Here is a 24708-nt window from a genome sequence, read left to right as displayed (position 1 = left end):
TCAGGCCCTCGCTTTTCTGACCGCACCGAAGCGGCGTGGTTTCACATATTTGTCTATCAGGGGGACGAAAGCGTTCATGATGAGGATGGCGAACGACATCCCTTCGGGATACTGTCCCCAGATACGTATCAAGACCGTAATAGCCCCGATACCGATACCGTAGAGCAACATTCCGCGATTGGTCATGGGGGAAGTCACATAATCGGTCGCCATGAAGATGGCTCCGAGCAGCGCACCGCCCGTCAGCAGATGGAATACGGGGCTCATGTACTGGTCGGGATTCACGGCCCAGAGAATACCGGTGAAGAGCGCCATGGTACCGAGCACATAGACCGGAATACGCCACGTTATCACCCTGCGCACGAGCAGCCAGACAAAACCGAGCAGCAGCGCCACGGCGGACACCTCACCGAACGAACCGCTCTTGAAACCGACCAGCAGGTCCTGGTAGCTGAACATCCGCATCGCCTCCGGTACGGTCATCCCGCTGGCCAACGCCCCCTTCATTGCGGAGAGCGGCGTGGCCCCCGTAGCGGCATCGGCCACTTCAGGGAAAGTGGTCATCGCCACCGGGAAAGAGAGCAGCATGAAGACACGCCCCACAAGCGCCGGATTGAAGGGATTTTTACCGAGGCCTCCGAAGGTCATCTTGCCGACACCTATCGACACGAGCGCCCCCACGGCGACCATCCACAGCGGAATGGACGAGGGCAAATTGAAAGCCAGCAGCATCCCCGTCACGACAGCCGACCAGTTATTGACCGTAAGCGGTCCGCGCAGCAGAAAACGCTGTATAAGGTACTCGAACACCACGCAGCAGGCCACCGATGTGCATGTCACCAACAACACGCTGAACCCGAACACCCATGTGGATACCGCAAGCGCCGGAAGCAGCGCAATCACCACATCGAGCATCAGCCGCGACGTAGTCTGCTGTCCGTGGACATGCGGAGAGGGTGAAACAATCAAATTCTTATCCATATCGATTTCGTTTCTCTTCTTTTCAACCGAACCTCGCAGCGTCTTCTTCCCGGTCGGAACGAAACCGTCACCGGAACGGAAAAAGCCGCCGCTTCCGCCGTTACCGTCCCTTCCGGGAACGTATTATCTTCATCACCTCCGTTTTGCCGAGCCGGATATAGTCCAGCAGGGGCAGTGCCGAAGGACATTTCCAGGAACACGAACCACACTCGATGCAGTCGGTCACACGGTGTGCCTCGGCTTCGTCCCAGACCGCTTTCTGTGAAAGTTTGGAGAGCAGATAGGGCTCCAGTCCCATCGGACACACGCTCACGCACTTGCCACAGCGGATACATGACTGCTCCGGCATGCGCCGCGATGCGCTTTCGGGCAACACCAGAACGGCCGACATTCCTTTCACCACCGGAGCACCGAGGTGCGCCATGGCCCTGCCCATCATGGGGCCGCCAGCAATCACTTTGCCCGTATCGGCAGGCAGACCACCACAGTAATCCAGCAATTCCGAAACAGCCGTTCCAATCCGAACCTTCAGATTGGCCTGGCGGACGAGCGAAGGCCCCGTCACCGTCACGACGCGCTCTATCAACGGTTTGTTTTTCTGTACTGCGTCATACACCGCCAGCGCGGTACCCACATTCTGGACAATGGCTCCCACATCGATGGGCAGGCCGCCGCTCCGCACCTCCCTTCCGGTCAGGGCCGCTATCAGATGCTTCTCGCTCCCTTGCGGATATTGTACCTTCAGGGGCACGACCTCCACCTCGGGGGCCGAAACGGCCGCAAGCTGCCGAAGCGACCCGATGGCTTCCGGCTTGTTGTTCTCTATGCCGACCATTACTCGTTCCGCCCCGAGAGCACGGGCCAGAATCCGGATACCCGTCAGCAGCTCCTCGCCGCGTTCGAGCATCACCCGATAGTCATCCGTCAGGTAAGGTTCGCACTCCACTCCATTGATAATGAGGAACTCCGCCTTCCTGCCATCCGGAACGGAAAGCTTCACCTGAGTAGGAAAGGTAGCCCCACCCATGCCTACGACTCCCGCAGCCCCCACTTTGGCGACTATCTCCTGCGGCGAAAGAGTGCATTCGCGTATTATCCTGTCGCTCGTATCGATGCCCTCCATCCATTCGTCCGGCTCCGTCTTTATCGTCACTCCCGGCCGACGCAAGCCCGCCGGGTCGAGATAGCTGTCGACGGCCGTGACCGTTCCCGTGACAGAGGAATGTATGTTGCTCGAAACGAATCCGGTACTCCTGCCTATTAACTGCCCCGTACGTACCCGTTCGCCCTTCGTCACCACCGCTTCGGCGGGGGCTCCGATGTGCTGCGACAAAGGTATCGTCACCGTCTCCGGAAGGGGCATGGTCTCGATGGGGCAGTCCCGACTTATCTTACTGTCCGACGGATGAATACCGCCTATGGGAAATGTTTTCAACATACTCGTAGGATTTCTAATTCTCTGATTTTCCAGGCTGTTCCGGCTCTTTCGCCGCCGAGGCCGGCCGCACGGACGACAGGTCGGCGACAGCCTCCGCTTTCCGTGCGGGAGCCGGGAAATTCACGTCGTGTATGGCTCCCGTCGGACACTCCGGCACGCACTTCCGGCACAGACGGCACTTGTTGAAATCGATATATGCCAGGTTGTTCACCAGCGTTATGGCATCGAAAGGACATGCCTTGACACACTTCCCGCACCCTATACAGGCAGCCGTACAGCTTTTGCGGGCAACTCCGCCCTTATCCCGGTTCATACAGGCTACATAAACCCGTCTGTCATGCGGCCCCTTCTTACGCAGTTCAAAAAGCATCTTCGGGCACTTCTTCACGCATGCTCCGCAGGCCGTACATTTCTCCTGGTCCACGACCGGCAGTCCCGTTTCCGGGTCCATATGCAGCGCATCGAAATTGCAGACGGCCACGCAGTCGCCCTTGCCGAGGCAGCCGAACGCACATCCCGTTTCACCGGCATAGAGCGCCGCCTCCACGGCACACGACGACGCACCGTCATAGACACTGTTCCGAGGCCGGTTGGCTTGCGAACCGTTGCAGCGCAGTACGGCCACCATCGGTTCCCGTTCCGGCGCCGCCTTCCCGAGGAAATCGGCGATACGCTTCATGGTCTCCGCACCGCCCACCGGGCAGAACAATCCGGACATATCGTCCACACCGACCGCGGTGGAGGCGAAAGTACGGCAACCGGCATAACCGCAGCCGCCGCAGTTGGCCCCCGGCAACATCTTTTCGACATCGTCGATACGCGGGTCCTCATACACCTTGAACTTCTGCGCCACGAAATACAATATCAATGCGCAGAGTACACCCAGCACGCATAGCGTGAGGATTGTATATCCCAATATGCCCATTTATATCTTTCTTAATTTAAAAATGATATCCCTTTCAATACGATGGCGGAAACAGGCGAGCACCGCATAATAGACCGCTATCGCTCCGAGCGACGAAAGCCCCGCCGCCGTTTCGGAAAAACCCGCCCCGAACATCACCAGCAACACCGCCACCATGATGAAGAAGGGGAATATGTAGGCATATGTCGCAGCCTTTATCCCCATCTTCCGTTCGATGGAAACCATCACTTCATCACCGACCTCGTACAGGCCGGCCGAGGCGGTAAGCAACGACACCACCTTGTCCCGACTCTCTCCCATACCGCAGGCTTTCGCAGCCTTGCACGTAGCGCAGGCACCCTCGACGGTCATCTCGACATCGATACGGTCACCCTCGACCAGTACCACCCTGCCCTTATGTTCTATCGGCTTTTCCATACTCGTCCGACTGTGCGGTCAAAACCCGTACTTACTGGTTATGGGCATCACCCTGAGTACCCCGAAAGGACAGGTGGAAACCCTCAGCGTCGGGCAGAACTGTTTTCTTTTCTGTTCGTTGCGCAGTATCATGGCATATATCTTATGCACCACTTCGGCATCGAACCCCGCATTGATTATCTCTTCGCGCGACTGGCCCTCCTCTATCATGCGGTATATGACCGAATCGGTGATGTCGTAAGGCGGAAGGTAGTCTGTATCCTTCTGTTCGGGACGCAGTTCAGCGGAAGGCGCCTTGAGCAGAATGTTCTCCGGAATCACCTCCCCGTTACGGTTGATATAGCGGGCGATATCGAACACCTCGCTCTTATACACGTCGCCTATCACGCTGAGCATCCCGGTATGGTCGCCGTAAAGCGTTCCCCACCCCAGAGCCAACTCGCTCTTGTTCGAGGTATTGAGCAAAATATGTCCGAATTTGTTGGAGAGGGCCATAAGCAGCACGCCCCGGATACGGGCCTGGATATTCTCCTCCGTTACCCCGAACTCGGTATCCTCGCCGAACACCGGATTCATGCTATCGACCACACTGCGGTAAATGTCCGTAATGGGAACGATGTCGTACTGCATACCGAGCGTGCGTACCATCTGCATGGCATCTTCCACCGAATGGTCGCTCGAAAACTGCGACGGCATAAGCAGCACCCGGACGTTTTCCGCCCCGAGCACTTCGACCGCAAGCGCCGCGACAACGGCGGAATCGATACCGCCGGAGAGTCCGAGGCAAGCCCTGGAATAACCGTTTTTGCGGAAAAAATCGGCCAGTCCGAGCTTGATGGCCCGATATACGTTCCGCGTCTTATCCTGATAAGGCACTTCCATGGGTTCGTGGACGCCACCGAGCTCCACCACCCGATAATCCTCCTCGAAACCCGCAAGCAGGGCCAGCGGTTTTCCTTCGGCACTGAAAACGGCCGACGAGCCGTCGTATATCACATCGGTATTGGCTCCCACCTGATTGACGAACACCACATCCGTTCCCAGCCGGTAAGCCATTCCGGCGAAAAAATCGTAACGTTTTTCGATGCGCTGACGCGCGTATTTGCTCGAACCGATATTTATCACTGCATCCGCACATCCGGAACATTCGTCCGGGTGCATGATGTCCTCTCCGACCACAACAGCGATTTTCCGCCCGGCAACCTGTATGAATTCGCGCCCCCGGCCCGGATAAAGAAACGTGGCGTCGTCGCGCTGAAGGATATGCTTTCTCGTAATATATCCGACTATCTTGCGGTTCTGGATGAAAGCCGCAGCACTGACCGTCCACCGTCCCTCCTGTACGGGAAGCCCCACCAGAGCCGAAATGCCGTCGCAGCAGGCCGCTATCTCGACAAGCGCCTCCTCGCAAAGGTCAAGAAAATTCACCTTGTTCAGCAAATCGTAGGCAGGCGCCCCGCTTATCGACTGTTCAGCGAACACCACCAGGTCGGCGCCGTCGGCCTTGGCTCTCTGGACGGCATCCATGATTTTGAGTTTGTTGTTTTCGAAAGCTCCGATGGTATAATTTAGCTGAGCAATTGCGATTCTCATTTTTCCGACATTAAAAAAACCAGCAACAAATATACGATTTTTCGGTAACGATGAACCGGAAAGCGCATCTTTTTCTTTAACATTGAAGCTGTTATCCGGACTGAAAAGGCCGACACACGATTCATGCGCCTGAAATGTAATCCGTTAAGGGAGCAACGGGATAGCCCGCGGACTCCCCGCCATACGCCGTCAGGGCCGACGGATAATGGAATAGGACGAAAACAGGACAGGACAAACGGTTGCAGGAAACCGTATTTTACAATATCCTGCGCTCGCCGGCCCGGCGAAAACTGCAACCGAACCCGAAAAACCGGCCGGGACGAAGAATATGACGGATTTTTCGCCAAATTTGCCGGAAACAAACCATACCATGGACAACAGACAGACAGCTCCCGACGAGATACTGAACCGCCACGGTATCCGCCCCACATCTGTCAGGATACTCATATACAAAACGATGAACCGTTTCCACGACACGTTCAGCATGGCCGATTTGGAAGAGGTGCTGGACAGCGTGGACAAATCCACCCTTTTCAGAACACTGGCCCTGTTCGCCGAACACCATCTGGTGCATCTCCTCGAAGACGGCAGCGGCTCCACCAAATACTGCATCTGCCGCAACGACCATATCTGCGGCATCGAGGAACTGCACTGTCACTTTTACTGCGAAGCCTGCCACAAGACCTTCTGTCTGGACCACACGCATATCCCCGCCGTACGCTATCCCGCAGGGTTCGAAGTACGACAAATCGACTACCTGCTCAAAGGGCTCTGCGCATCATGCAGGGCGAAACGGCACGAGTGACATTTGCAACCCGGTTGCACTCCGGCCCTCCTATCTTTGCCGACAGAAACACAATCGGCAATCATATGAACAAAGGACAAAAAAACACCGTAGTGCGCATTGCAGCGAGCGCACTGCTTCTCGGCACCGCCTGGCTGCCGCTGCCGTCGCCGGCCCTGCACATCGCCCTGTGCGCGGCAGCCTATCTCGTCATCGGTGCCGACATCCTTTTCCGGGCAGTCCGCAACATCCTGCACGGCAAAATCTTCGACGAGAACTTTCTGATGTCGGTCGCGACCGTCGGCGCATTTGCCATCGGCGAATACCCGGAAGCGGTCGCGGTCATGCTGTTCTATCAGACCGGAGAGCTGTTTCAGGATATGGCCGTAGTCCGGAGCCGCAAATCCATCGCAGCGCTGATGGATATCCGTCCCGACTACGCCAATCTGGAAGATGCCCGTGGAGAACTGCACCGGGTAGCACCGGATGATGTCCCGGCCGGCAGCATCATCGTCACCAAGCCGGGCGAGAAGATTCCGCTGGACGGCGTCATCGTAGCCGGTTCATCCACACTCGACACCGCAGCCCTTACGGGCGAAAGCCTGCCGAAGGAGGTGACCGAACACGACATCGTCCTCAGCGGCAGCCTCAACATGACCGGCCTGCTCCGGATACGGACGACCGGCGTTTACGGCGAATCGACGGTAGCCCGCATCCTCGACCTGGTAGAGAACGCAGACACGGGCAAGGCCGCCACCGAGAAATTCATCACCCGGTTCGCCCGCTATTACACCCCCGCCGTCGTCATCGCCGCCCTTCTGCTGGCAGTCGTCCCACCCCTGCTCGCTGGAGGGGATTGGCTCGTATGGCTCAACCGGGCTCTCATCTTTCTGGTCATCTCCTGTCCCTGTGCCCTCGTGGTATCCATCCCGCTCACCTTTTTCGCCGGCATAGGAGGTGCATCCCGCAAAGGGATTCTCATAAAAGGGTCCAACCATCTGGAAACACTGGCCCGTGTCCGTACCGTCGTCTTCGACAAGACCGGTACGCTGACCGAAGGCAGCTTCACCGTCACGGCCGTCCACCCGGAAATCATTCCGGAGACGGCATTGCTGGAAACGGCCGCACTGGCCGAAAGCTACTCCGACCATCCCGTGGCAGCCTCGCTGCGACGCGCCTATGCCCGGCCGCTCGATAAATCGCGGGTATCGGATATGGAAAACTTTGCCGGAGAAGGCATCCGAGCAAAGGTAGACGGACACGAAGTATATGCCGGAAACGAGAAACTGATGCACCGTGCCGGCGTGGTTCCGAAACCGTGCGAATGCAAAGGGACCATCATCCATCTGGCAACGGACGGCAGCTACGCCGGACACATCGTCATCTCCGATACGGTCAAACCGCAGTCGGCCGCAGCCATCGCCCGGCTGAAAAGCGAGGGCATAGAGAAGGTGGTCATGCTGACAGGCGACCGCCCCGACGTCGCCGAAGAGGTGGCCCGCCACCTCGGCATGGACGAATTGTATGCCGGCCTGCTGCCTGCGGACAAAGTACGACGCGTGGATACCCTGACGGCGTCGGAAAGCAAATCGGCCCGGCTCGCCTTCGTGGGCGACGGCATCAACGACGCACCGGTACTGAAACGGGCCGACGTGGGAATTGCCATGGGGGCGGCCGGAAGCGACGCAGCGATAGAAGCGGCAGACGTCGTACTGATGGACGACAATCCGCTCCGGATAGCCGAAGCCGTCGCCCTGTCCCGCCGGACGATGCGCATCGTCATGCAGAACATCGTATTCGCCATCGGGATAAAAGCCGCCATGCTGCTGTTAGGCGCCTTCGGTATCGCCAACATGTGGGAAGCCGTCTTCGCCGATGTGGGCGTTACGGTACTGGCAGTCCTGAATTCCCTGCGGGCGATGCGCTCCGAATAATCCCACGGCGGATACCGATAAAACGGTATCCGCCGTATGCTGCCAACGTTCGGGGAGCGAACCTCCGTTCCTGTCCCCTACGGCAGGCGCAGAAGCCGTACCATATCCGGAACATCCGATATCGTAAAATTTCTGCCGCGGCAATTTGGAGAATTGATTTTTCTACTTATCTTTGCACCCGCTTAAGGTTAATAACCGCACGGTGCCATAGCTCAGATGGTAGAGCAAAGGACTGAAAATCCTTGTGTCCCCGGTTCGATTCCTGGTGGCACCACTTGAATAAGGGAGTTGCATTTGTTGCGACTCCCTTTTCTGTTACTGTCTGTACAAATTGATGCCGGCAAGATACGGCAACAGCCCTTCTTATGCACCGTCGGCCGCCCCTCTTTCTGCCGAAGTACGGCAAGCATCGTTTCAAGCACACTACCCGCACACCATCGCAGGAAGCGACCTACCAACAAAAAGGGATAGTCCCCCGCATAGCCGCTCAGGCCGCCGTCCGGGCACGTTCATGTTATAGAAAATTCTCACCCTGTGTATAACGGGGCATCCGCAAGGTATCCGGGCCCTATGCAGCCGGTCCGAACTCTGCGTATCGCAAAGCCTCCGAACCATATTCTGTCCCGAACGAAAGGCACGGAATATGCAATCAATATCATACGGGCATATCGGCCGACCCGAGCATCAGCTCTGTACCCGCATGGCCACGGCTCCAAATACCGGACAACCGAGAAACATTAAAAACACAATCATATGGACACGAAAATAGTAATAGAAAATGCGGAAATATTCAACGGGAAAGACCCCGAAACCGTCAAAGGCAACATCCTGATTGAAAACAATCTCATCGACAAGATTTCGGCACAGCCCCTGCCGCCGGAAACGACCGCCGGAGCCACTGTTATAGACGGTACCGGAAAATTCCTTATGCCGGGCCTTATCGACGCGCACTGGCATGCCTATCTATGCTGCAACACGATGGCCGACCTGCTGGCCGGAGAACCTTCCTACACCTACCTCGTAGCCGGACGGGAAGCGACCGCCACCCTGCTAAGAGGATTCACGACCATACGCGATGCGGGCGGCCCCGTCTTCGGATTGAAACGCGCCATAGACAACGGCGTTCTGGAAGGCCCGCGCATCTATCCGAGCGGTGCCATGATTTCCCAAACCTCGGGACACGGCGATTTCAGTCCGGTCTACGAACAGGCGCACGGCGACTGTTGCTGCGGTCTGGCACACGTCGAAGAACTCGGCGCATCCAGAGTAGTCGACGGCCCCGTCGCGGTAACGGCCGCTGTCCGGGAGAACCTGAAAAAAGGGGCCTCGCAGATAAAACTCATGGCCGGCGGAGGTGCCGCATCGCTGTACGACCCGCTGGACGTGACCGAATTTTTTGACGAAGAGCTGCAGGCGGCCGTTCGGGCCGCCGAAGATTGGGGCACCTATGTCATGGTACATGTATACAATCCGCGCGGAATAGCCCGTGCGCTGAAAGCAGGAGTGAAAAGTATCGAACACGGACACCTCATAGACGAAGCGACCATGGCGCTGCTGGCGGAGAGCGGTGCATGGCTGAGCATGCAGGCATTCGCTCTCGAAGACAACACGTACCCCTCCCCCGTTCAACAGGCCAAACATGTCCAAATCACCGAAGGTACAGACCGTACCTACAACCTGGCGAAACAATACCGTGTCAAGCTCGCCTGGGGTACCGACCTGCTTTTCAATCCTAAAAATACGAAAAACCAGAATCATGGCATCGTCAAACTCCAAAAGTGGTTCAGCAATTTCGAGATTCTAAAAATGGTGACGCACGACAACGCCCAACTGCTGGGAATGTCGGGAGCGCGGAATCCCTATCCGGGTACGCTCGGCGTCATCGAGGAGGGCGCCTTCGCCGATATGCTGGTGATAGACGGCAATCCGCTCGAAGACATCAGCCTGATAGAACATCCCGAGCCCGCGTTCAAGGTAATCGTCAAAGATGGCAGCATCGTGAAAAACACGCTCGGGACACAGGAGAGCGCATGATATGCAGCACGGGCACGCCGGCATACGCCGGCCGTAAATTGCGGGAGGTGAACAATTCACCTCCCGCAGCCGTTTATCCGCACGGCCTCTCCGCCGAAAACGACGGACATCTACATAATGGTATAACTGAAAGATACGCCGATTTTGGTAGGTCCCAGATAACTGTTCCGGCCGTGGCCGAGGAAACGACCGCACTGCTTCCAAACGTATTCGTCGTACTCCAGACTGACATACCCCACTCCTATCGTGGCCTCCACATGCCAACGCTTTCCGATACTCCACATATACCCGTACGAAAGTCCCACTCCGAACAGCGAACCTTCGTAACGCCGCGTCCCCATTCCCAGCCACTCGATACCTCCGGCATTAAAGTCGGAATAGATGAAGTTGGCACCGATAAAGTGCCCGGAAAACCGACGATAGGGCCAGAACCGAACCTCGGGCTGAACCATCCAGAACTTGAACTTCCGATTGTCCGCATAAGTCCAGGGATTATACCCGCCCGTCACCTCCAACGTAATACGCCGGTCCAACCCGACTTCGAGTCCCGCATTGAAGGATGCCGTCGCCCAGTAAAGCGCATTGGTCTTCACCGTGAGACGAGGCATCTCCCGTTCCGCTCCCCGTACCGTCTGGGCACCGAGCTCGCCATGCGGCACGGCCGCAAAGCCGAGGAGGCATAGAATCCCGTATATGACTACTCTTTTCATTTTATTGTCTGAATTTTATAACGTTCCCCCGGTCAGCCGTCCCGGAGAACCGACGCACAGCCGCAGGTCGCATCATCCGTTCTGACACACCTGTTCCACTATCCACGCCCAAAGATTGGCCGTCAGCCGGTCGAAATCCGTCGTCACCGTACCGGTTGCATTCGCCTGGGTGCTGAGACTGCCGTTCTGGTTCAGATTGGCATCGCCGAGGTAAACGATTCGGGATGTCTGATTGACACCGACAGAGAGCGTCTTCTCCTGTCCGGCAGCCGTGCTGACCAGCAGGGGCGTCACGGCCGAAGGATAATCGGAACAGTAGGCGGCATAGTTGTCCGCCCGTGAAACCACCGCGTTCTCGGCCACCTGACCGAACGGCGTCGTAAAGAAGCGTCTGTTGGCATCGGTCTGCGCCGCCCGCTTGAAATTACCGCCGATATTATTCTGATAGTAATATTTCCATGTCCCGTCCGAAGTCAGATACTGCCGCAGTTTCGCATTGGTCGCTTCGGTATCCGTGCCGACGATAAGCACACGGCCGGTATCGGCCCGCAACCATGCGAGTACCGCCTGCGCCAACTCGTCCGATATGGCCGTATTATAGGTCAGATAGATGACATCCTGTGCATTGATGATTCGTTTGACACTGTTGAATATCTCCAACACCCCCGTGCTGACCGCCTGCATCTCCACATTGGAGACCTCCGTAAAGGCGAAGCCTCCCACCACGACCGTACCGGTGGGCGAAAAATTCTTGGTATTGTCCAGTATGCGGCGCAATGCCATACCGCTGGCGGAAGAGGGCGTTCCCGTACCGAGCGAACCTATTTCATGCACCGACAGCACCCGGATGATTCGGTCTTTATACAGGCTCGGATTCTCCTGCGTCACGGTAATATCGAACGTCCACCGTCCTCCGCTGACGCGCAGCCGCGACACGACGTTCCGGTCCGTTCGGTTGTCTTGCGAAGCCGTGAACAAAAGATACGAAACCGCATCGTCCGCGCCGGCATCGCGGCCTATCGACACCGTAAAGTTACTGTTACCGGTCAGTGTAGTTCCGACTCCGGTCACTGCCGTACCCGTCGGAACGCCCGACGCATCAAGCCATTGGATGGTATAGGGTACGGTAGCCTGTACATCCACCCGTCCGCTCTTGCCGGCTACGTAACCGAGCGTCAGGGTCCGGGATGACACACCGAGATAATTGTCTCCGTCAAAATACATTTCGGTCGTGAAATCCTCCCACGCCTCTACCTGGGCCACGATACTCGTAGCACGATTCTCCGCTGCCGAAGCGGCATCACTCCAGCCCGTTCCGGTCACCTTCTTAATCCGAAAAACATATTTATGATTTCTCAATACCTGTCCGAAAGGATGACCTTCCACACCGGGATTGAAGTCGATTCTGTAATATGACAGCTCCGACGCCCCATCGTAATAGCCTCCCACCACGATGCAGGTGGCATCCGACAACTGGGCTGCCGCATCGGTTTCGCCGGCAGCCTCCGGCACGTAAATCCCGCCGACAGCCGACGGGTCGGCCTCAGCTGCCGCCACCCCGACCGGAACCGGCGACTTGCCCGCACCGGGTGGCACGGAAGGTTCCGTCACCTGCGGCGTATCGGCAGATGCGAGCCGATTAGGGGCAATTTGAATCCGGTCATTGGGCCGGTAGACGGCTACGCTCGCTATCCGGAAAGAACGGGAATCAGCATCCAGTTCCTTCTCCACATCCACACGGGCAACAGCCCGCAGCATACGGATATCGAAACGGTTTTCCACACCGGGCACCAAGCCGTTGGGAAGCGTTACCTCCCCGTACATCGGCAGGTTCCCCGTCAGCCCCGCAAAAGAACATCCCAACCCGGAACGCACCGTCGCCTCATCGCTGCCCGCAGCCGGAGCATAATTCGCAAAAGCATCGCCGTAATTGCCGGCAATCAACAATTTGACCGTCTTGTCCGTCCCCGTCAACTTGGCTTCGAACGAAGTCGTACTACCGGTAACCTGCAAACGTTCTCCTTCGGACATATACCGGTACAGATACCGGCCGTCCACTTCCTCAAAAACGAGAACCCGCACCGTCGAGATAAGGTTCTCCGCCTCCTCCGACCGGGTAGCCGCCCTTTCCCTGCCGACCGGCAGCTCTGCCTGCGGCAGACTGATTGTCAGACGTACCACCGCTTCGTCACCGGCTGTTCCGCCGAAACCATCCGCCGACGGCTCGGCACACGCCACGGCGAGCAGGCAGAGCGACAGCAGCAATGTCCGCCAACCGCCCGGACGGAATCTGCCTCTACCGCAACTTCCGGACATATCTCTATTCGTATTCATATCGTTTCCCAATTACCAAATTTCCCATTGATAGACTTCGTTCCAAGGTGTGATTTTCATACGGACGGAAATTCCCGCCTCCTGTCCGACATCTATCAACAGATTGACCGTCTGTCCGGCAGGCAGCGAAATGGGCATCCCGTCATCATCGGTCGTAACCGCCGCGACCAACCGATCTGCCGACCGGACGGTCATCCTTTCATAAAGACTTACTCCGACGCCCGTTTCGGCATCGTCCGGAGTATCGGTATGAATCATATTGAATGTCCCTACGGTCGCAAAATCGCCGTTCGGACCGAATGTTCCGGCCCTTCGGACAGTTGCCGTACCGGCCATCGGCTTCCCGTTGAAATCATACCCGTCGTTGGGCGCCTGAACGGTAAAATAATAACGCTCTTCCGGCACTCCGTCGTCCAGTCCCCTGACCGTAATGTGCATCTGGGCATTCTTGCGCACGACGGTCACCTCTTCCGGCATACCGGTTCCTGCCGACGCAAGCTGCAACTGTCCGAAAAACAGGTTGTCCGGCACGCCGTGATACGTATCGTCCTCCATAAACAGCGAAACTGCCCGATTTTCGAGCCGGCTGCCGTCGTCCGGAATATGGAACTGCTGCCCCGCCCCCACATTCGTCCATGCCGAAATACGACAGCCGGCCAGATTCCGCTCGGGAAGCATAACGGGAATGCGGTGCATGATTTCATCGCTCGTAACGGAAACATGTCCCGTATACTCCCCGGTCGGCGCAAACAGATAGAGTTCGGCACCGCCGGCCTCTCCGTTCTCCGTAATATCGCGACCGGTCACGGTATCCATGACCTTCAGGACGACCGAACGCACCGCCGTCTCCGGAGGACAGTTATCCCGATTCTCACGGATACACCCCGTCAACAGGAGGAGCAGTACACCGCCTCCAAACAACTGTATGATATGTATCGACCTGTTCACGACCGGATACTTCTGCAAAGCATGCCGCAGACCCTCCGGCAGGAGCTGCCTCAGCAGTTCCTGCCGGATTACGGGTGCGGCTTTTCCGCCCTGCTACCATTCTACATTCTGAATCAAATCCGTCGCCCACTCCTGAGGTTCGACGGTAACGGTCAGCGAAGCAGGGTCGGCCGGTACTTCGGGATTGTCGCTGCCGCTGCCCAGCCGCTTGAGTGTCACATTCACCACATACACGCTGTTGCGGCGGATAAAGGTTCCGTCGCTGGTGGCACCGTCGCTACCCACCGTATCGTTAATACGGAACGGAAAATAGACCGGCTGGCCGTCATAGGTTCCCGCCAAAGTTATCAGCGTGGTATTGCCGTCGCCGTTATCGCTCGGCAATACGTAAAAATAACGATTGGCATAATCGCCGGTAGAGATGGTTTCCGCTAGATAAGTTTTCACTGTACTCTTATCGCCCTGCATACCTCCATAAAAGGCATTCGGCGTATAATCCACCGAAGGCAGCCCCATCTTGACGGAACTGCGGGCTTTCATGACCATGACCTTGGTCAACGCGAATTTAGCTGCATCATGGCCTGCTTCGGGCGCTATCGTAAGCGTTCCCAATTTCACTTTGGCTACAACCCTGCTAATCGGAATGGTCGCTTCGGAGACGGTATTGGCCGACAGCACAACCGTATCTTCCCCGCTCATGAACAATCCGTCGGCGGTCGTAGCCTGTGTGTCGAGGTCAATCACATTACCGGCATCTTCAAACCAACCGTAATTGATGCTGTCCGGAAATGTAATCGCTGACGGTACATTCGCCACCACGACCACCTTTTTGGTCCCCGCAACCAGACCGGTGATGGTTTCCGAAATCTGATTCGGAGCAAACGTATGTTTCTTGTCCAACGTACCGTTGGAATTGAAGACGAATACCGTCACGTTATGCAGCTTGTTTTCTGCTTCCTTGACGGCCTCCGCATCGTCGGGCGAGCCGACCGCTTTGCTTACGGGAACCTACCCGCTCAGGGTTACGGTAAGAGAAGCATTCTCCCCTTGTGTGAGTTCCTCCCGACCCATACCGGTACAGGACACCGCCAAAGCGGCCCATCCCAGCAGGCACAAGCCTACCGCCCAGAGACCTGTCCTTCCAATAAAACTGTTCGTTTTCATAATCAGCTATCTTATTTATAAAATAATACAAAACCGAAACTTAATATCGTAAGACTGTTTCGGTCTACCTACAGGTCATGCAAAAACCAAACATTATTCGCCGTTTTTGAAAAATATTTTTACACCGAAAGGGAAAGCCCCCGCCGCCGACAGGCCAACCATCTCATCACCAACTTCCTCCGTCCCGTATCGATTTCTCCCCGCATCACCACCGCATACGGCAGCCACTACCATGCCTCTGTTAAACAATCAAGGGAAAGATGCAGAACCTTTCCCTTGATTGTTTGCTTTCCTCTCGGTTTTATAGGGGCATGCCGTTCTCGAACAGTTTATCCGTTACGACGAACCGATAATGCGCTTCTTCCCAAAACGCATCGTCGTACACGCTTCCCGCATCGCCGGGACGCTGGACGACATATACCTTGCCGTTGGATATGGTCGTATAATTCTCGGTCGCATCCGGCAGCAGGTAGAACGGATTCGCGCCGTCGAACGAGTAAACATTGTGATAGGAGTCATCCTTATAGCCTTTCCCTACGAAAAAACCGTCTTCAGCCCTACCGCCCGGCCCAGAAGAGTAAATCCGGAACAGAACATAGTCGCTGGAACTCTTGTTCTGAAACAGATACATCTGATGATAGTTCGGTAAATATTCGATTCGCTCTACCTGTTTGCGACATGAAAGGCAGCTTGCTGCCAATACGCATAACATACCTATCGCATATATTTTTTTCATAGGTCGAAGTTTTACGTTATCCGATTATAATTCCGTCTCCGAGTTCTTCTACCGGCCGCCCATCTTTGAAGAAATCGTCCGTAATGGTATAGACATGGTAAGTAATATGGTTTTCAGTATAGACCGAATCGTAAAAAGCATCGAAATAGGGACTCGGGTAAGAAGAAAAGTATTCTATATATACCTCATCGTTGTAGATAAACATCGCATCCATATCAGAGAAATAACCTGACCAAAGACAAAAAGGACTATCATAACCACCCACAAACATATAAACAGAGTGAGAAGTTCCCTTCGCTATCATAAAACCATCTTCTCGTACCATACCGTTAGAGTTGGATGTATAAATAACGAATACATCTTTCGAGGAGTCATTGATGAATTTATATTCGTGACGTCCGGACCGTTCATACCGGGTAATCACCTCTTTTTCGCAACTGGTAGTAGCCAATACGGGAAATAGGCACAGCAACAAAATTCGAGTGAAGGTTTTCATAGGCATAGAGTTTAAGTTTTTCAAATGCCCGTGTAAAGGACACGACCAATAAACAGGGGCACTTCCATTGAAACAAATTTAACAATAACCTTCCTAATACCAAAAGGCTGATTACAGTCCGGCCGGTTCCGCTGAGCCTCTCCGCATTTAGGGATTCGAGGCAGCCACAAGACAAGTATTCATGCATACCGCCCTCTGAAGGGGGAGGGCTTAGGGTCGCTCGTGCAAGCTGTATCTTATTAAAAAGAGAAGAGGACAACCATTCGATTGTCCTCTTTGATTCTGAGCGGAAAACGAGACTCGAACTTTCGATTCGTTATCGCTATGTATCAATATGTTGTGGCGATTCTTTCGGTTTTCGGGTCACTGATTCACAGTGATCGAGCGATCCGCCTTTGCTTCTCTATGCGCATACAAAGATAGTGAATATCTCCTAATACTCAAAACTTTCCTTTCAATTTATGTCATGGACGGCTTAAAGTTTCTGTAATTTTTCTCTAATATTTCGTTCAATTTGGTTTCGGGGTATAGCAATATTCCTCCAATAGAGGTATAAGGTATTTCCCCGTTATCGCGGTAATTCTGCAAGGCACGACGGGAGATATGCAAATATCTCATTACCTCTGCCGATGTGAAATATCGTTCCGTAAAAAGAGACGGCTTCACGGTCGTTCGAATGCGGTCGGCTGTATGTTCCGCCTGTTCGAGCATAGCAATACACGACATATAGTCCGGAGTATTCCGGTCGATCGTATCGCCAACTTGTATTTTGATGGTTTCATCGTTCATGTCCTGTTACTTGTTTTTGCCAGTCGATCCTTTTTCGAGGAGCGCTCTGATGTCTTCTGTTTTATAATAACATTTCTTCCCGATGTTCGTATAAGGAATCTTTCCTCTTTCCCGGTAATATTGCAAGGTCCGTTTGGATATGCCGAGTCACTGACATACGTCGCTGCTGTCTATCCATTCGGCCGAGGACGGCAAACACAGTTGCTTCTCCAACCGCATTATTTTATCTGCCATCCGTTCGGTGTGGGCTACCAACTCTGTCCACGCCTTCTCTTCAATCAATAAGTAATGCATACGACAAGATAATTTATTAAAATACTCGATTTTTCGGACAAGATACGTTATAGGCCGCTATTTCGTATCTTCATTCCTGTCCTTGGCCCCCGAAGGCACCCTCGGGCACTTTGAAAGATACAAAGATAGGACGGAATAACGCAGTGTATGGAAGATGGCGTATCGGTGGCTCGTGTTGGCGCAAGCCGGCCGGATAGACTTCTGGAGGAAATGTAAATCCTTAATAAGGCACGCTTCTATATGTGCCGAGGCGCTTCCCTAAATAAATCGGCTCACTCCGAAATAGCTTTGTAGTTTTCTTGACAGGTATTAAGCTTGATATCTGCTTATTTAGCTAATCGTTGAAGTGCAAAAAATTAAAAGACACGGCCAACGCATGGCTTAATCATTCCAGAAGCAACTGCCCGTCCCGGATAAATGATATAGCTGCCATAGCCAGAGTTTTGTATCATTATTTTTTGTTGCTTTACAGCAACAGCAAGGGGTACTTTCGGCCGCCCGAAATAAATCCGGCCGCCCGAAAGCGTTCCCGCAGCGATACTGCGGGAACGGTCGGATTCTCCCGAGTCGAATCCCCGATTCCGAAATTCCCGGTCTGTTGCTTCGGCCCGTTACCCGCTGACTTGTCGTTCGGCTTTGGGTTAGCGGTAGGGCTCCCCTTCCTGCCGTTCGCAAAGGTGCGTTTTATCAGGAGAGCGGGCAAGGCTATACGAGCGCATGGAGGGATGGATGCGGCCTTGCCCGCTCTCCCGATAAAACGGTTGCTGGTCGCTACCGGCAGCAAGGAGAGAATGTGCAGGTATTCTTTATCCGGTCGGCCCCGGCACCGACCGCCCTTTCCATGCGGTTGGGGCTCGGGGACAGATGGGAATTGTAACGCAGCAATACATTTAATTATATATTTATTCATCATTCATTCGGGGCTAATAGAAATATTTTGTATTCCAGATAGTCCGGAACATCGGTATTGTGATAATCACAAAGTTTTAAATTACAGGATATACACATGCTCCAATACAGAAAGGATGCCTTGTATTTTGGTGTCACGTTCCAGCACTTCGAGGTACTTTAAGGCGTTTTATAGATAGCCGAACTTTGGTAAATTCGCCATTTTGCAATACGTTTTTAATGTAAAAATTGCCATTGCCGGAAATAAAGACTATCTTTGTAAAAAAAGAAAGACATTGTATGGAAACTATAAAAAGAATACTGCAAGATAAAATAAGCAACCGTATCGCACCGGGTAAGGCCGTATTGATTTTCGGCGCTCGTCGTGTAGGAAAAACGGTGATGATGCGTCAAATCGTGGACGGTTATCCGGGACGGACAATGATGCTGAATGGCGAAGATTACGACACACTGGCCTTGTTGGAAAATCGTACTGTGGCCAACTATCGGCATGTACTGGAAGGTATCGACTTGCTCGCTATTGACGAGGCGCAGAACATTCCTCAAATCGGCAGTATTTTGAAACTGATCGTAGATGAATTACCGGGTGTAAGCGTATTGGCAAGCGGTTCATCGTCATTCGACCTGTTGAACAAGACGGGCGAGCCGTTGGTCGGCCGCAGTACGCAATTTGTACTTACGCCATTTTCGCAGCGCGAAATCGCGCAAACGGAAACGGCTCTCGAAACCCGTCAGAATCTCGAAGCTCGCTTGATTTACGGCTCCTATCCGGAGGTGGTGATGATGGATAACTATGAGCGTAAGACCGACTATCTGCGCGATATTGTCGGTGCGTATCTTTTGAAAGATATTCTGGCGATTGACGGGCTGAAAAACTCGAGCAAGATGCGCGATTTGTTGCGGCTTATCGCCTTTCAGCTGGGAAGCGAGGTCTCTTACGAGGAGTTGGGCAAACAGCTCGGTATGAGCAAAACAACAGTTGAAAAATACCTCGACTTGTTGGAGAAAGTCTTTGTCGTCTATCGTTTGGGAGCCTACTCGCGGAATCTCCGCAAGGAGGTTACAAAGGCCGGGAAATGGTATTTCTACGACAACGGTATCCGCAATGCGATTATCGGAGCATTTTCGCCTCTGGCTATTCGGCAGGATGTCGGGGCATTGTGGGAAAACTATATCATTGGGGAAAGACGCAAAGCGAATTTTAATGAAGGGCTGCATAAGGAGTTCTATTTTTGGCGTACTTACGATAAGCAAGAGATTGATCTTATCGAAGAGAATACGGATAATCTGACCGCCTTGGAGTTCAAATGGGGCAATAAGATGCCCAATGCCCCGAAAGTGTTTCAAGAAGCATATCCCCATGCTGAGTTTCATGTCGTGAATCGGGATAACTATTTGGAGTTCGTGTAATCAATAAATTACATATATGAAAACTAAATTACAACCCCAACAGATTCAATATCCGCGGTTTATTCAAAATAAACCGTGCGGCATTGATAAATTAGATGGAGGTTCGCAAGAACGGTTAGCAAAAACTATTGCTCGCCACTTTCGTCAAAATGATTCCTTGAATGACGATAACGCTTTACCTCGAATTATAGGAATTGAAGGTATTTGGGGTTCCGGCAAGTCTAATGTTGTCAAGATATTGGAAAAAGAATTATCAGACAATTATTATTTTTTTGAATATGACGCATGGGGACATCAAGAAGACTTGCAACGTCGATCTATATTGGAATTGCTGACAAGCAAACTTATTAATGATGGTATCTTATCCGGAGATACGACTATAAAAGTCAAGGGAGGAGGTGAGAAAACCGTATCATGGGCTGAAAAGTTGAAATATTTATTAGCCCGTAAGACTGAAACTGTAACCGAAAAATATCCTCTCATCAGCAATGGTATGGTCGCAGCATTTTTAGTTGCAGTTCTGACACCGATATTTACATTTATTGCATACGCAATAAAACCTACACCTTCAACATGGTGGTTCTCTTTATTATCTATTATGATAGCTGCACTGCCAGTTATTGTTGCGTCATGTATTTGGTGGCGAAAGCATCGTAAAGACCCACAAAAATATGGATGGAGTTATTTATTAGCTATTTATCAAGATAAAATCGAGAATGATGTATGCTATGAGACTTTGAGTGAGGATGAACCGACTGTTTGTGAATTCAAAGCATGGATGCAGGATATTTCTGATTTTATCAAAAAAGAAGGTCAACAAAAATTAGTTCTGGTTTTCGATAATATGGATCGTCTGCCGGCTGAAAAAGTAAAAGAATTATGGTCTTCTATTCATACGTTCTTTGCCGATAGCGGTTTTGAGAATATTTGGGCTGTTATTCCTTTCGATGAAACACATTTGGCTTGTGCATTCGGGGATGAATCCAATGAACAAACGAAACAACTGACCAGATACTTTATCAATAAAACCTTTCCTATTATCTATCGCGTTGCTCCTCCTGTAATTACAGATTATCGAAACATTGTGGATACATTTTTCGTTGACGCATTTGGAGAAAACAGTGATGCTGCTGAAACTATAAATCGGATATTCAGGTTAACTAATCCTAATGCCAATATCCGTGAAATAATTTCATTTATAAATGAGATGGTTGCACTCAAACAGGAGTGGGGAGACGCCATTTCTATGATAAATATTGCTTTATTTTGTTTGAAGAAAACAAAAATTCTTGAAAATCCGGTAGAGCAAATATTATCTGGCGATTACCTGAACGGTATCAAAGCAATAATATCTAATGATCTGCAAACTCAACGAGAAATCGCAGCTTTGGTGTATGGCGTAGATGTTGAACACGCTCGACAAATTCCATTGAAAAAATATATCGAAGGCTGCATCAATGAAGAAGAATACCATGATATAAATCAATATGCAGAGTCCAATAAGCAATTCGACATTGTGTTAGATGAAGTTACAAAGGGGATGGACAATGCGCTTATCAATAAGATTATACATTGTTTGCATAAATTAACTCGAAAGAGCGATGTTATCCTGCATATATGGCAAAGATTAGCACTATCAAAATTAAAAGAGCCTATTGAAAAACAAGTATTTTCTGTCGAATACCAAGAATTGCTATTGCATTTAGACACGGAAAGTCAAAACCATGTGATTGCTCAACTATATAAGAAAATATTTAGATTTCAGGAGTTTAATGGAGCGGATTATTTCCAAGCGTTAGATGAAATAGAGTGGTTTATTGCGCAAAATGAGTTGTCGTGTGATTTTGTATCATTGATTGATGCAAAAGAAGTTGAACCTAAAATATTTATCGACTATATTCAAGTTGCGAATAAAACAGATGTTTTCCCTCGAAATAATGCGCCTGCAAATGCTTATGAATATTATCAAATTAAAACAAATCCAGAAGCTCTTGATACCTATCTGTCCGAATTATTGCCTAACAATTTCAGACATGCCGATATTGTAAAAGCGTTAAAGGATAATTCTGCATATACATTTACAACGCTTTTACAAACAATCACGAATTGCATTATAACGAAGAATATAAACAAAGATAACGTAGGGGCTATATTTGCATCTTATCGCTTATTGGCATCTGACGAGGAGCGACCCTTGTCTGCAACATTAGATTCGAGTTTTGTAAATCAATTACATTCGGAGGTGGAGGCCGATGGCAGCAACATTCAAGAATCAGGGTATTACGATTTGGTCGCCATGCAATTGGCGCATGGTCGTGATGTTTCTTTAATAAAGGGTTGCGATGTAAAATATGTCGCTGAAATTATGGACTATTATATAGATCATGGCGATTTACTGATAAACAGTGTGGAATGGGACATACCATTATTAAATGAAACACTACAATATGCGGTAAACAATAAACTGGGAGATAAATTGTTGATTTCAGACATATTACCTCAATTTGAAAATATTAAGAACAGAATAGGTGTAACAGATGAAGCATTTATTGAACATCTGGCTGATTGGAATAATGATTTGGATCAGAACATTACTATAAACAATATAGAAGATATCATTCCCGATGCATCTTTCTATGATGTGACCACTCAGATAAGCAATGCACTTACTGAGCATATCAATAACATAGCAATTGAGGCTTTGTCTGAAATAAGCATTGATACGTTGTATGCACAAAGAACAGCCTATACATCATATTATTGGTTTGTAGCAACAAAACATTTATTGGAAAAAATCACATCTCTGCCAGATAACCTGACAGAATTTGGTAAAAAGATTCTAATAGATATTGCTTCTGGGGCTCAGAATCTTAGCTCTTTGCCTGATTGCTTTAAGAATATAATTGCAAGATTGGACAAACGAAAAATTAAATCGACAATAACAAATATAAGAAATGAATTTTGCAATGGAACAAAAACTATTAATGCAGCAAAATTCCAATTTTTCGAGCCTTGGTTTAGGTTACATGGTAATCTATCAAGTCGAGCAGGAGAAGTAGTAGATAAAATTATAAAGCCAGTAATAACTGAACCAGCTTGTAGAACCTTGGTTTTGGAGAATGATAAATTTTATATTACTTTGATAAATCAAGGAGGCGATGATTCTTTTGATCTGAAACAAATTTGTCAACAATGGATTCAGAGAGAAACAGAAGATACAAAACTCATAGAGTTTCTAAAAGGCATAGGGGTAGAATCGATGACTGAAAAATAATATTTACATAGCAAACCCGATTGCTTTTTCTTGCGGTAAGGGCAGTTGGGTTGACATTAAATGCCTTGTCTTCTTGAGACCCAGCACAACAAAATATTCAAAATAATGAAAAGCTCCGATCGTCTATGTAGCTTGCATGCGCCCAAAGAAACTATTATGGATTGCCGTACCAAAAGACGGTGTTGAATATTGGCGAGATAAATTATTTGAAAATAGAGTTGACTAAGATCTTTTATATATAAGTCAATAACACAGATTTTTATAAATTATGTTTCAAATCGTGCTCCTCGCCTTTAATAGTTTTATTCTCTATATAGATATAATTTTGTTGGAATATTTTATCTAAATAGTATAAATTCTTTTCCGGTCCCCAGAGCCTTTTGCGATTTGTAAATACTCTTTTTTCGACAAATAATAAGTATCATATCACCAACCCTTCTATCATTATAGATTTCATTCTGCCGGTGATTACAGTGAGTTCACTCATTCAGTGAATGCACGATTGCAAAGCCTGCGGTCATTCATTTGCAGACAAAGAGACTACTTGAAAATCTTCTCGGATTCCGTTTCGGGAATACGACACTCACAGGCATCCGCAGGCCGTTTCGGGTCATTGTGCCGTTATGGATTCTTTCGTAACATTGCACCGTCGGACGAACCGGTAGTTTCCCGGCATCGAAGGCCGCTCCGCACGCGGAGCGGTTTTCTCGGCAAGAGCCGAGAGCAAGGTATCTTTTCGTATGCGGAAAATGTTTCCCGCATACGAAAAGGCCCGGCGGCCTTCGGCTGTCGGGCTATGGTTCGCTCCCAAGTCGCAAACCCTTTCAACTATCATTATGGTACACAAGAAAAGCGGACGGCCTAAAGCTGCCGACCCCAAAACACACCGTTACAACTTTCTGCTGAACGATAAACAGGAAATCCGTTTCCGCAAGATGCTTGAAGAAGCCGATTGTACCGAGAACGTCTCCCGATTCATCCTTTCACGGCTCTTCGGCTGAGAGCTGAAAGTCTATAAAGTCGATACCTCGAAAGCCCAATTCATCGCCCGGCTGAACGATTTTTACTGACAATTTTCCAAGCTCGGGAACAACTATAACCAGGTCGTCCGGCAGGTAAATACCCGCTATTCCGACCGCGCTATCCTCACACAGATCGGGATTCTTATCGGCTATACGCGCCAACTGAAGGCACTCAGCTTACGTATCGAAGCGCTGGCAAAACAAATGCGTGAAGAATGGTCGCAAGAATAACTTACGGCAAAAATATCGTCGGCGTGCTGGAGTACAACAAGCTGAAAGTCGATAAAGAAACGGCCGGCGTACTGTGCTGTCACAAACTCCCGGTAGTGCCGCTGGACGGGAAGATTGACTTTCGTGCGCTCGCGGAACTGCGGTACCCAATCCTCATGAAGAATACGAAATGATATAAAGGCGCAGAAGATGACAACCGTTCGGCACTCTCGTGTAGGCCGCAAAAATACGGATGCCGGACGCTGGACAGCTACCGCCCCTCGGTCTTGGGAGAACGCTGCCTGA

General features: G+C 51.2%; 19 protein-coding genes, 1 tRNA gene and 2 pseudogenes. 8 read left to right on the top strand and 14 right to left on the bottom strand.

Annotation, left to right across the window (positions count from 1 at the left end; all coding sequences use genetic code 11):
- The 5 genes from BQ5361_RS03430 to BQ5361_RS03410 all read right to left on the bottom strand — a co-directional run bounded on the left by BQ5361_RS03430 (position 1) and on the right by BQ5361_RS03410 (position 5354).
- Positions 1–981, bottom strand: coding sequence for an RnfABCDGE type electron transport complex subunit D (locus BQ5361_RS03430; RefSeq protein WP_022063033.1), 981 nt, complete (start codon positions 979–981; stop codon positions 1–3).
- 100 nt (positions 982–1081) lie between these two features.
- On the bottom strand, positions 1082–2419 hold the full coding sequence (rsxC, locus tag BQ5361_RS03425) for an electron transport complex subunit RsxC (RefSeq protein ID WP_257526543.1): 1338 nt from the start codon (positions 2417–2419) through the stop codon (positions 1082–1084).
- A gap of 13 nt (positions 2420–2432) precedes the next feature.
- Positions 2433–3344 carry a Fe-S cluster domain-containing protein gene (locus tag BQ5361_RS03420; RefSeq protein ID WP_022063031.1) on the bottom strand — a complete coding sequence of 304 codons (912 nt, stop codon included), beginning with the start codon at positions 3342–3344 and terminating at the stop codon, positions 2433–2435.
- Positions 3345–3761, bottom strand: coding sequence for a SoxR reducing system RseC family protein (locus BQ5361_RS03415; RefSeq protein WP_022063030.1), 417 nt, complete (start codon positions 3759–3761; stop codon positions 3345–3347).
- Positions 3762–3779: 18 nt separating this feature from the next.
- Positions 3780–5354, bottom strand: coding sequence for an NAD+ synthase (locus BQ5361_RS03410; RefSeq protein WP_022063029.1), 1575 nt, complete (start codon positions 5352–5354; stop codon positions 3780–3782).
- Positions 5355–5724: 370 nt separating this feature from the next.
- On the opposite strand from BQ5361_RS03410, the gene BQ5361_RS03405 reads away from it, so the two are divergent.
- From BQ5361_RS03405 to BQ5361_RS03390, 4 genes are all read left to right on the top strand, one after another.
- Complete coding sequence (locus BQ5361_RS03405; protein ID WP_035473327.1) at positions 5725–6159, top strand: Fur family transcriptional regulator; 435 nt, start codon at positions 5725–5727, stop codon at positions 6157–6159.
- A gap of 65 nt (positions 6160–6224) precedes the next feature.
- Positions 6225–8072: a heavy metal translocating P-type ATPase gene (locus BQ5361_RS03400; RefSeq protein ID WP_035473148.1), complete on the top strand. Its 1848-nt coding sequence runs from the start codon at positions 6225–6227 to the stop codon at positions 8070–8072.
- Between the two features lie 201 nt (positions 8073–8273).
- A tRNA-Phe gene (locus BQ5361_RS03395) sits at positions 8274–8346 on the top strand.
- Between the two features lie 479 nt (positions 8347–8825).
- Positions 8826–10106: a metal-dependent hydrolase family protein gene (locus BQ5361_RS03390; RefSeq protein WP_035473146.1), complete on the top strand. Its 1281-nt coding sequence runs from the start codon at positions 8826–8828 to the stop codon at positions 10104–10106.
- 110 nt (positions 10107–10216) lie between these two features.
- Here BQ5361_RS03390 and BQ5361_RS03385 read toward each other — a convergent pair whose 3' ends face one another.
- From BQ5361_RS03385 to BQ5361_RS10800, 9 genes and pseudogenes are all read right to left on the bottom strand, one after another.
- Positions 10217–10816, bottom strand: coding sequence for a DUF3575 domain-containing protein (locus BQ5361_RS03385; protein ID WP_022063025.1), 600 nt, complete (start codon positions 10814–10816; stop codon positions 10217–10219).
- Positions 10817–10888: 72 nt separating this feature from the next.
- The gene (locus BQ5361_RS03380) at positions 10889–13150 is read right to left on the bottom strand and encodes a hypothetical protein (protein WP_257526537.1); all 2262 of its coding nucleotides are present in this window, start codon (positions 13148–13150) and stop codon (positions 10889–10891) included.
- Positions 13151–13162: 12 nt separating this feature from the next.
- Entirely contained in the window at positions 13163–14098 is a 936-nt protein-coding gene (locus BQ5361_RS03375) for a FimB/Mfa2 family fimbrial subunit (protein ID WP_035473323.1), read from the bottom strand.
- A 93-nt stretch (positions 14099–14191) separates the two neighbouring features.
- A pseudogene (locus BQ5361_RS03370) lies at positions 14192–15070 on the bottom strand (fimbrial protein); the annotation flags it as partial.
- A 493-nt stretch (positions 15071–15563) separates the two neighbouring features.
- Entirely contained in the window at positions 15564–15998 is a 435-nt protein-coding gene (locus BQ5361_RS03365) for a hypothetical protein (RefSeq protein WP_143047486.1), read from the bottom strand.
- Positions 15999–16014: 16 nt separating this feature from the next.
- Entirely contained in the window at positions 16015–16494 is a 480-nt protein-coding gene (locus tag BQ5361_RS10520) for a hypothetical protein (protein ID WP_143047485.1), read from the bottom strand.
- 459 nt (positions 16495–16953) lie between these two features.
- Positions 16954–17283, bottom strand: coding sequence for a helix-turn-helix domain-containing protein (locus BQ5361_RS03355; protein WP_071424931.1), 330 nt, complete (start codon positions 17281–17283; stop codon positions 16954–16956).
- 6 nt (positions 17284–17289) lie between these two features.
- Positions 17290–17424: a helix-turn-helix domain-containing protein gene (locus BQ5361_RS10805; protein WP_257587967.1), complete on the bottom strand. Its 135-nt coding sequence runs from the start codon at positions 17422–17424 to the stop codon at positions 17290–17292.
- A 6-nt stretch (positions 17425–17430) separates the two neighbouring features.
- Complete coding sequence (locus BQ5361_RS10800) at positions 17431–17577, bottom strand: hypothetical protein (RefSeq protein ID WP_022062690.1); 147 nt, start codon at positions 17575–17577, stop codon at positions 17431–17433.
- 1188 nt (positions 17578–18765) lie between these two features.
- Between BQ5361_RS10800 and BQ5361_RS03340 the strand changes: the two genes are divergently transcribed.
- From BQ5361_RS03340 to BQ5361_RS03320, 4 genes and pseudogenes are all read left to right on the top strand, one after another.
- Positions 18766–19896 carry an ATP-binding protein gene (locus tag BQ5361_RS03340; protein WP_071424929.1) on the top strand — a complete coding sequence of 377 codons (1131 nt, stop codon included), beginning with the start codon at positions 18766–18768 and terminating at the stop codon, positions 19894–19896.
- Between the two features lie 16 nt (positions 19897–19912).
- Positions 19913–23170 carry a P-loop NTPase fold protein gene (locus BQ5361_RS03335; protein ID WP_071424928.1) on the top strand — a complete coding sequence of 1086 codons (3258 nt, stop codon included), beginning with the start codon at positions 19913–19915 and terminating at the stop codon, positions 23168–23170.
- Between the two features lie 740 nt (positions 23171–23910).
- Positions 23911–24423: pseudogene (locus tag BQ5361_RS03325) on the top strand (plasmid mobilization protein).
- Positions 24408–24596: a hypothetical protein gene (locus BQ5361_RS03320; protein ID WP_071424926.1), complete on the top strand. Its 189-nt coding sequence runs from the start codon at positions 24408–24410 to the stop codon at positions 24594–24596. The pseudogene BQ5361_RS03325 and the gene BQ5361_RS03320 overlap by 16 nt, the downstream one beginning before the upstream one ends.
- Positions 24597–24708 lie beyond the last annotated feature (112 nt).

The organism is Tidjanibacter massiliensis, from assembly GCF_900104605.1.
Lineage (GTDB): Bacteria > Bacteroidota > Bacteroidia > Bacteroidales > Rikenellaceae > Tidjanibacter > Tidjanibacter inops.
Note: the sequence above shows the minus strand (reverse complement) of the source record. Positions and strands in the feature narration are given on the sequence as shown.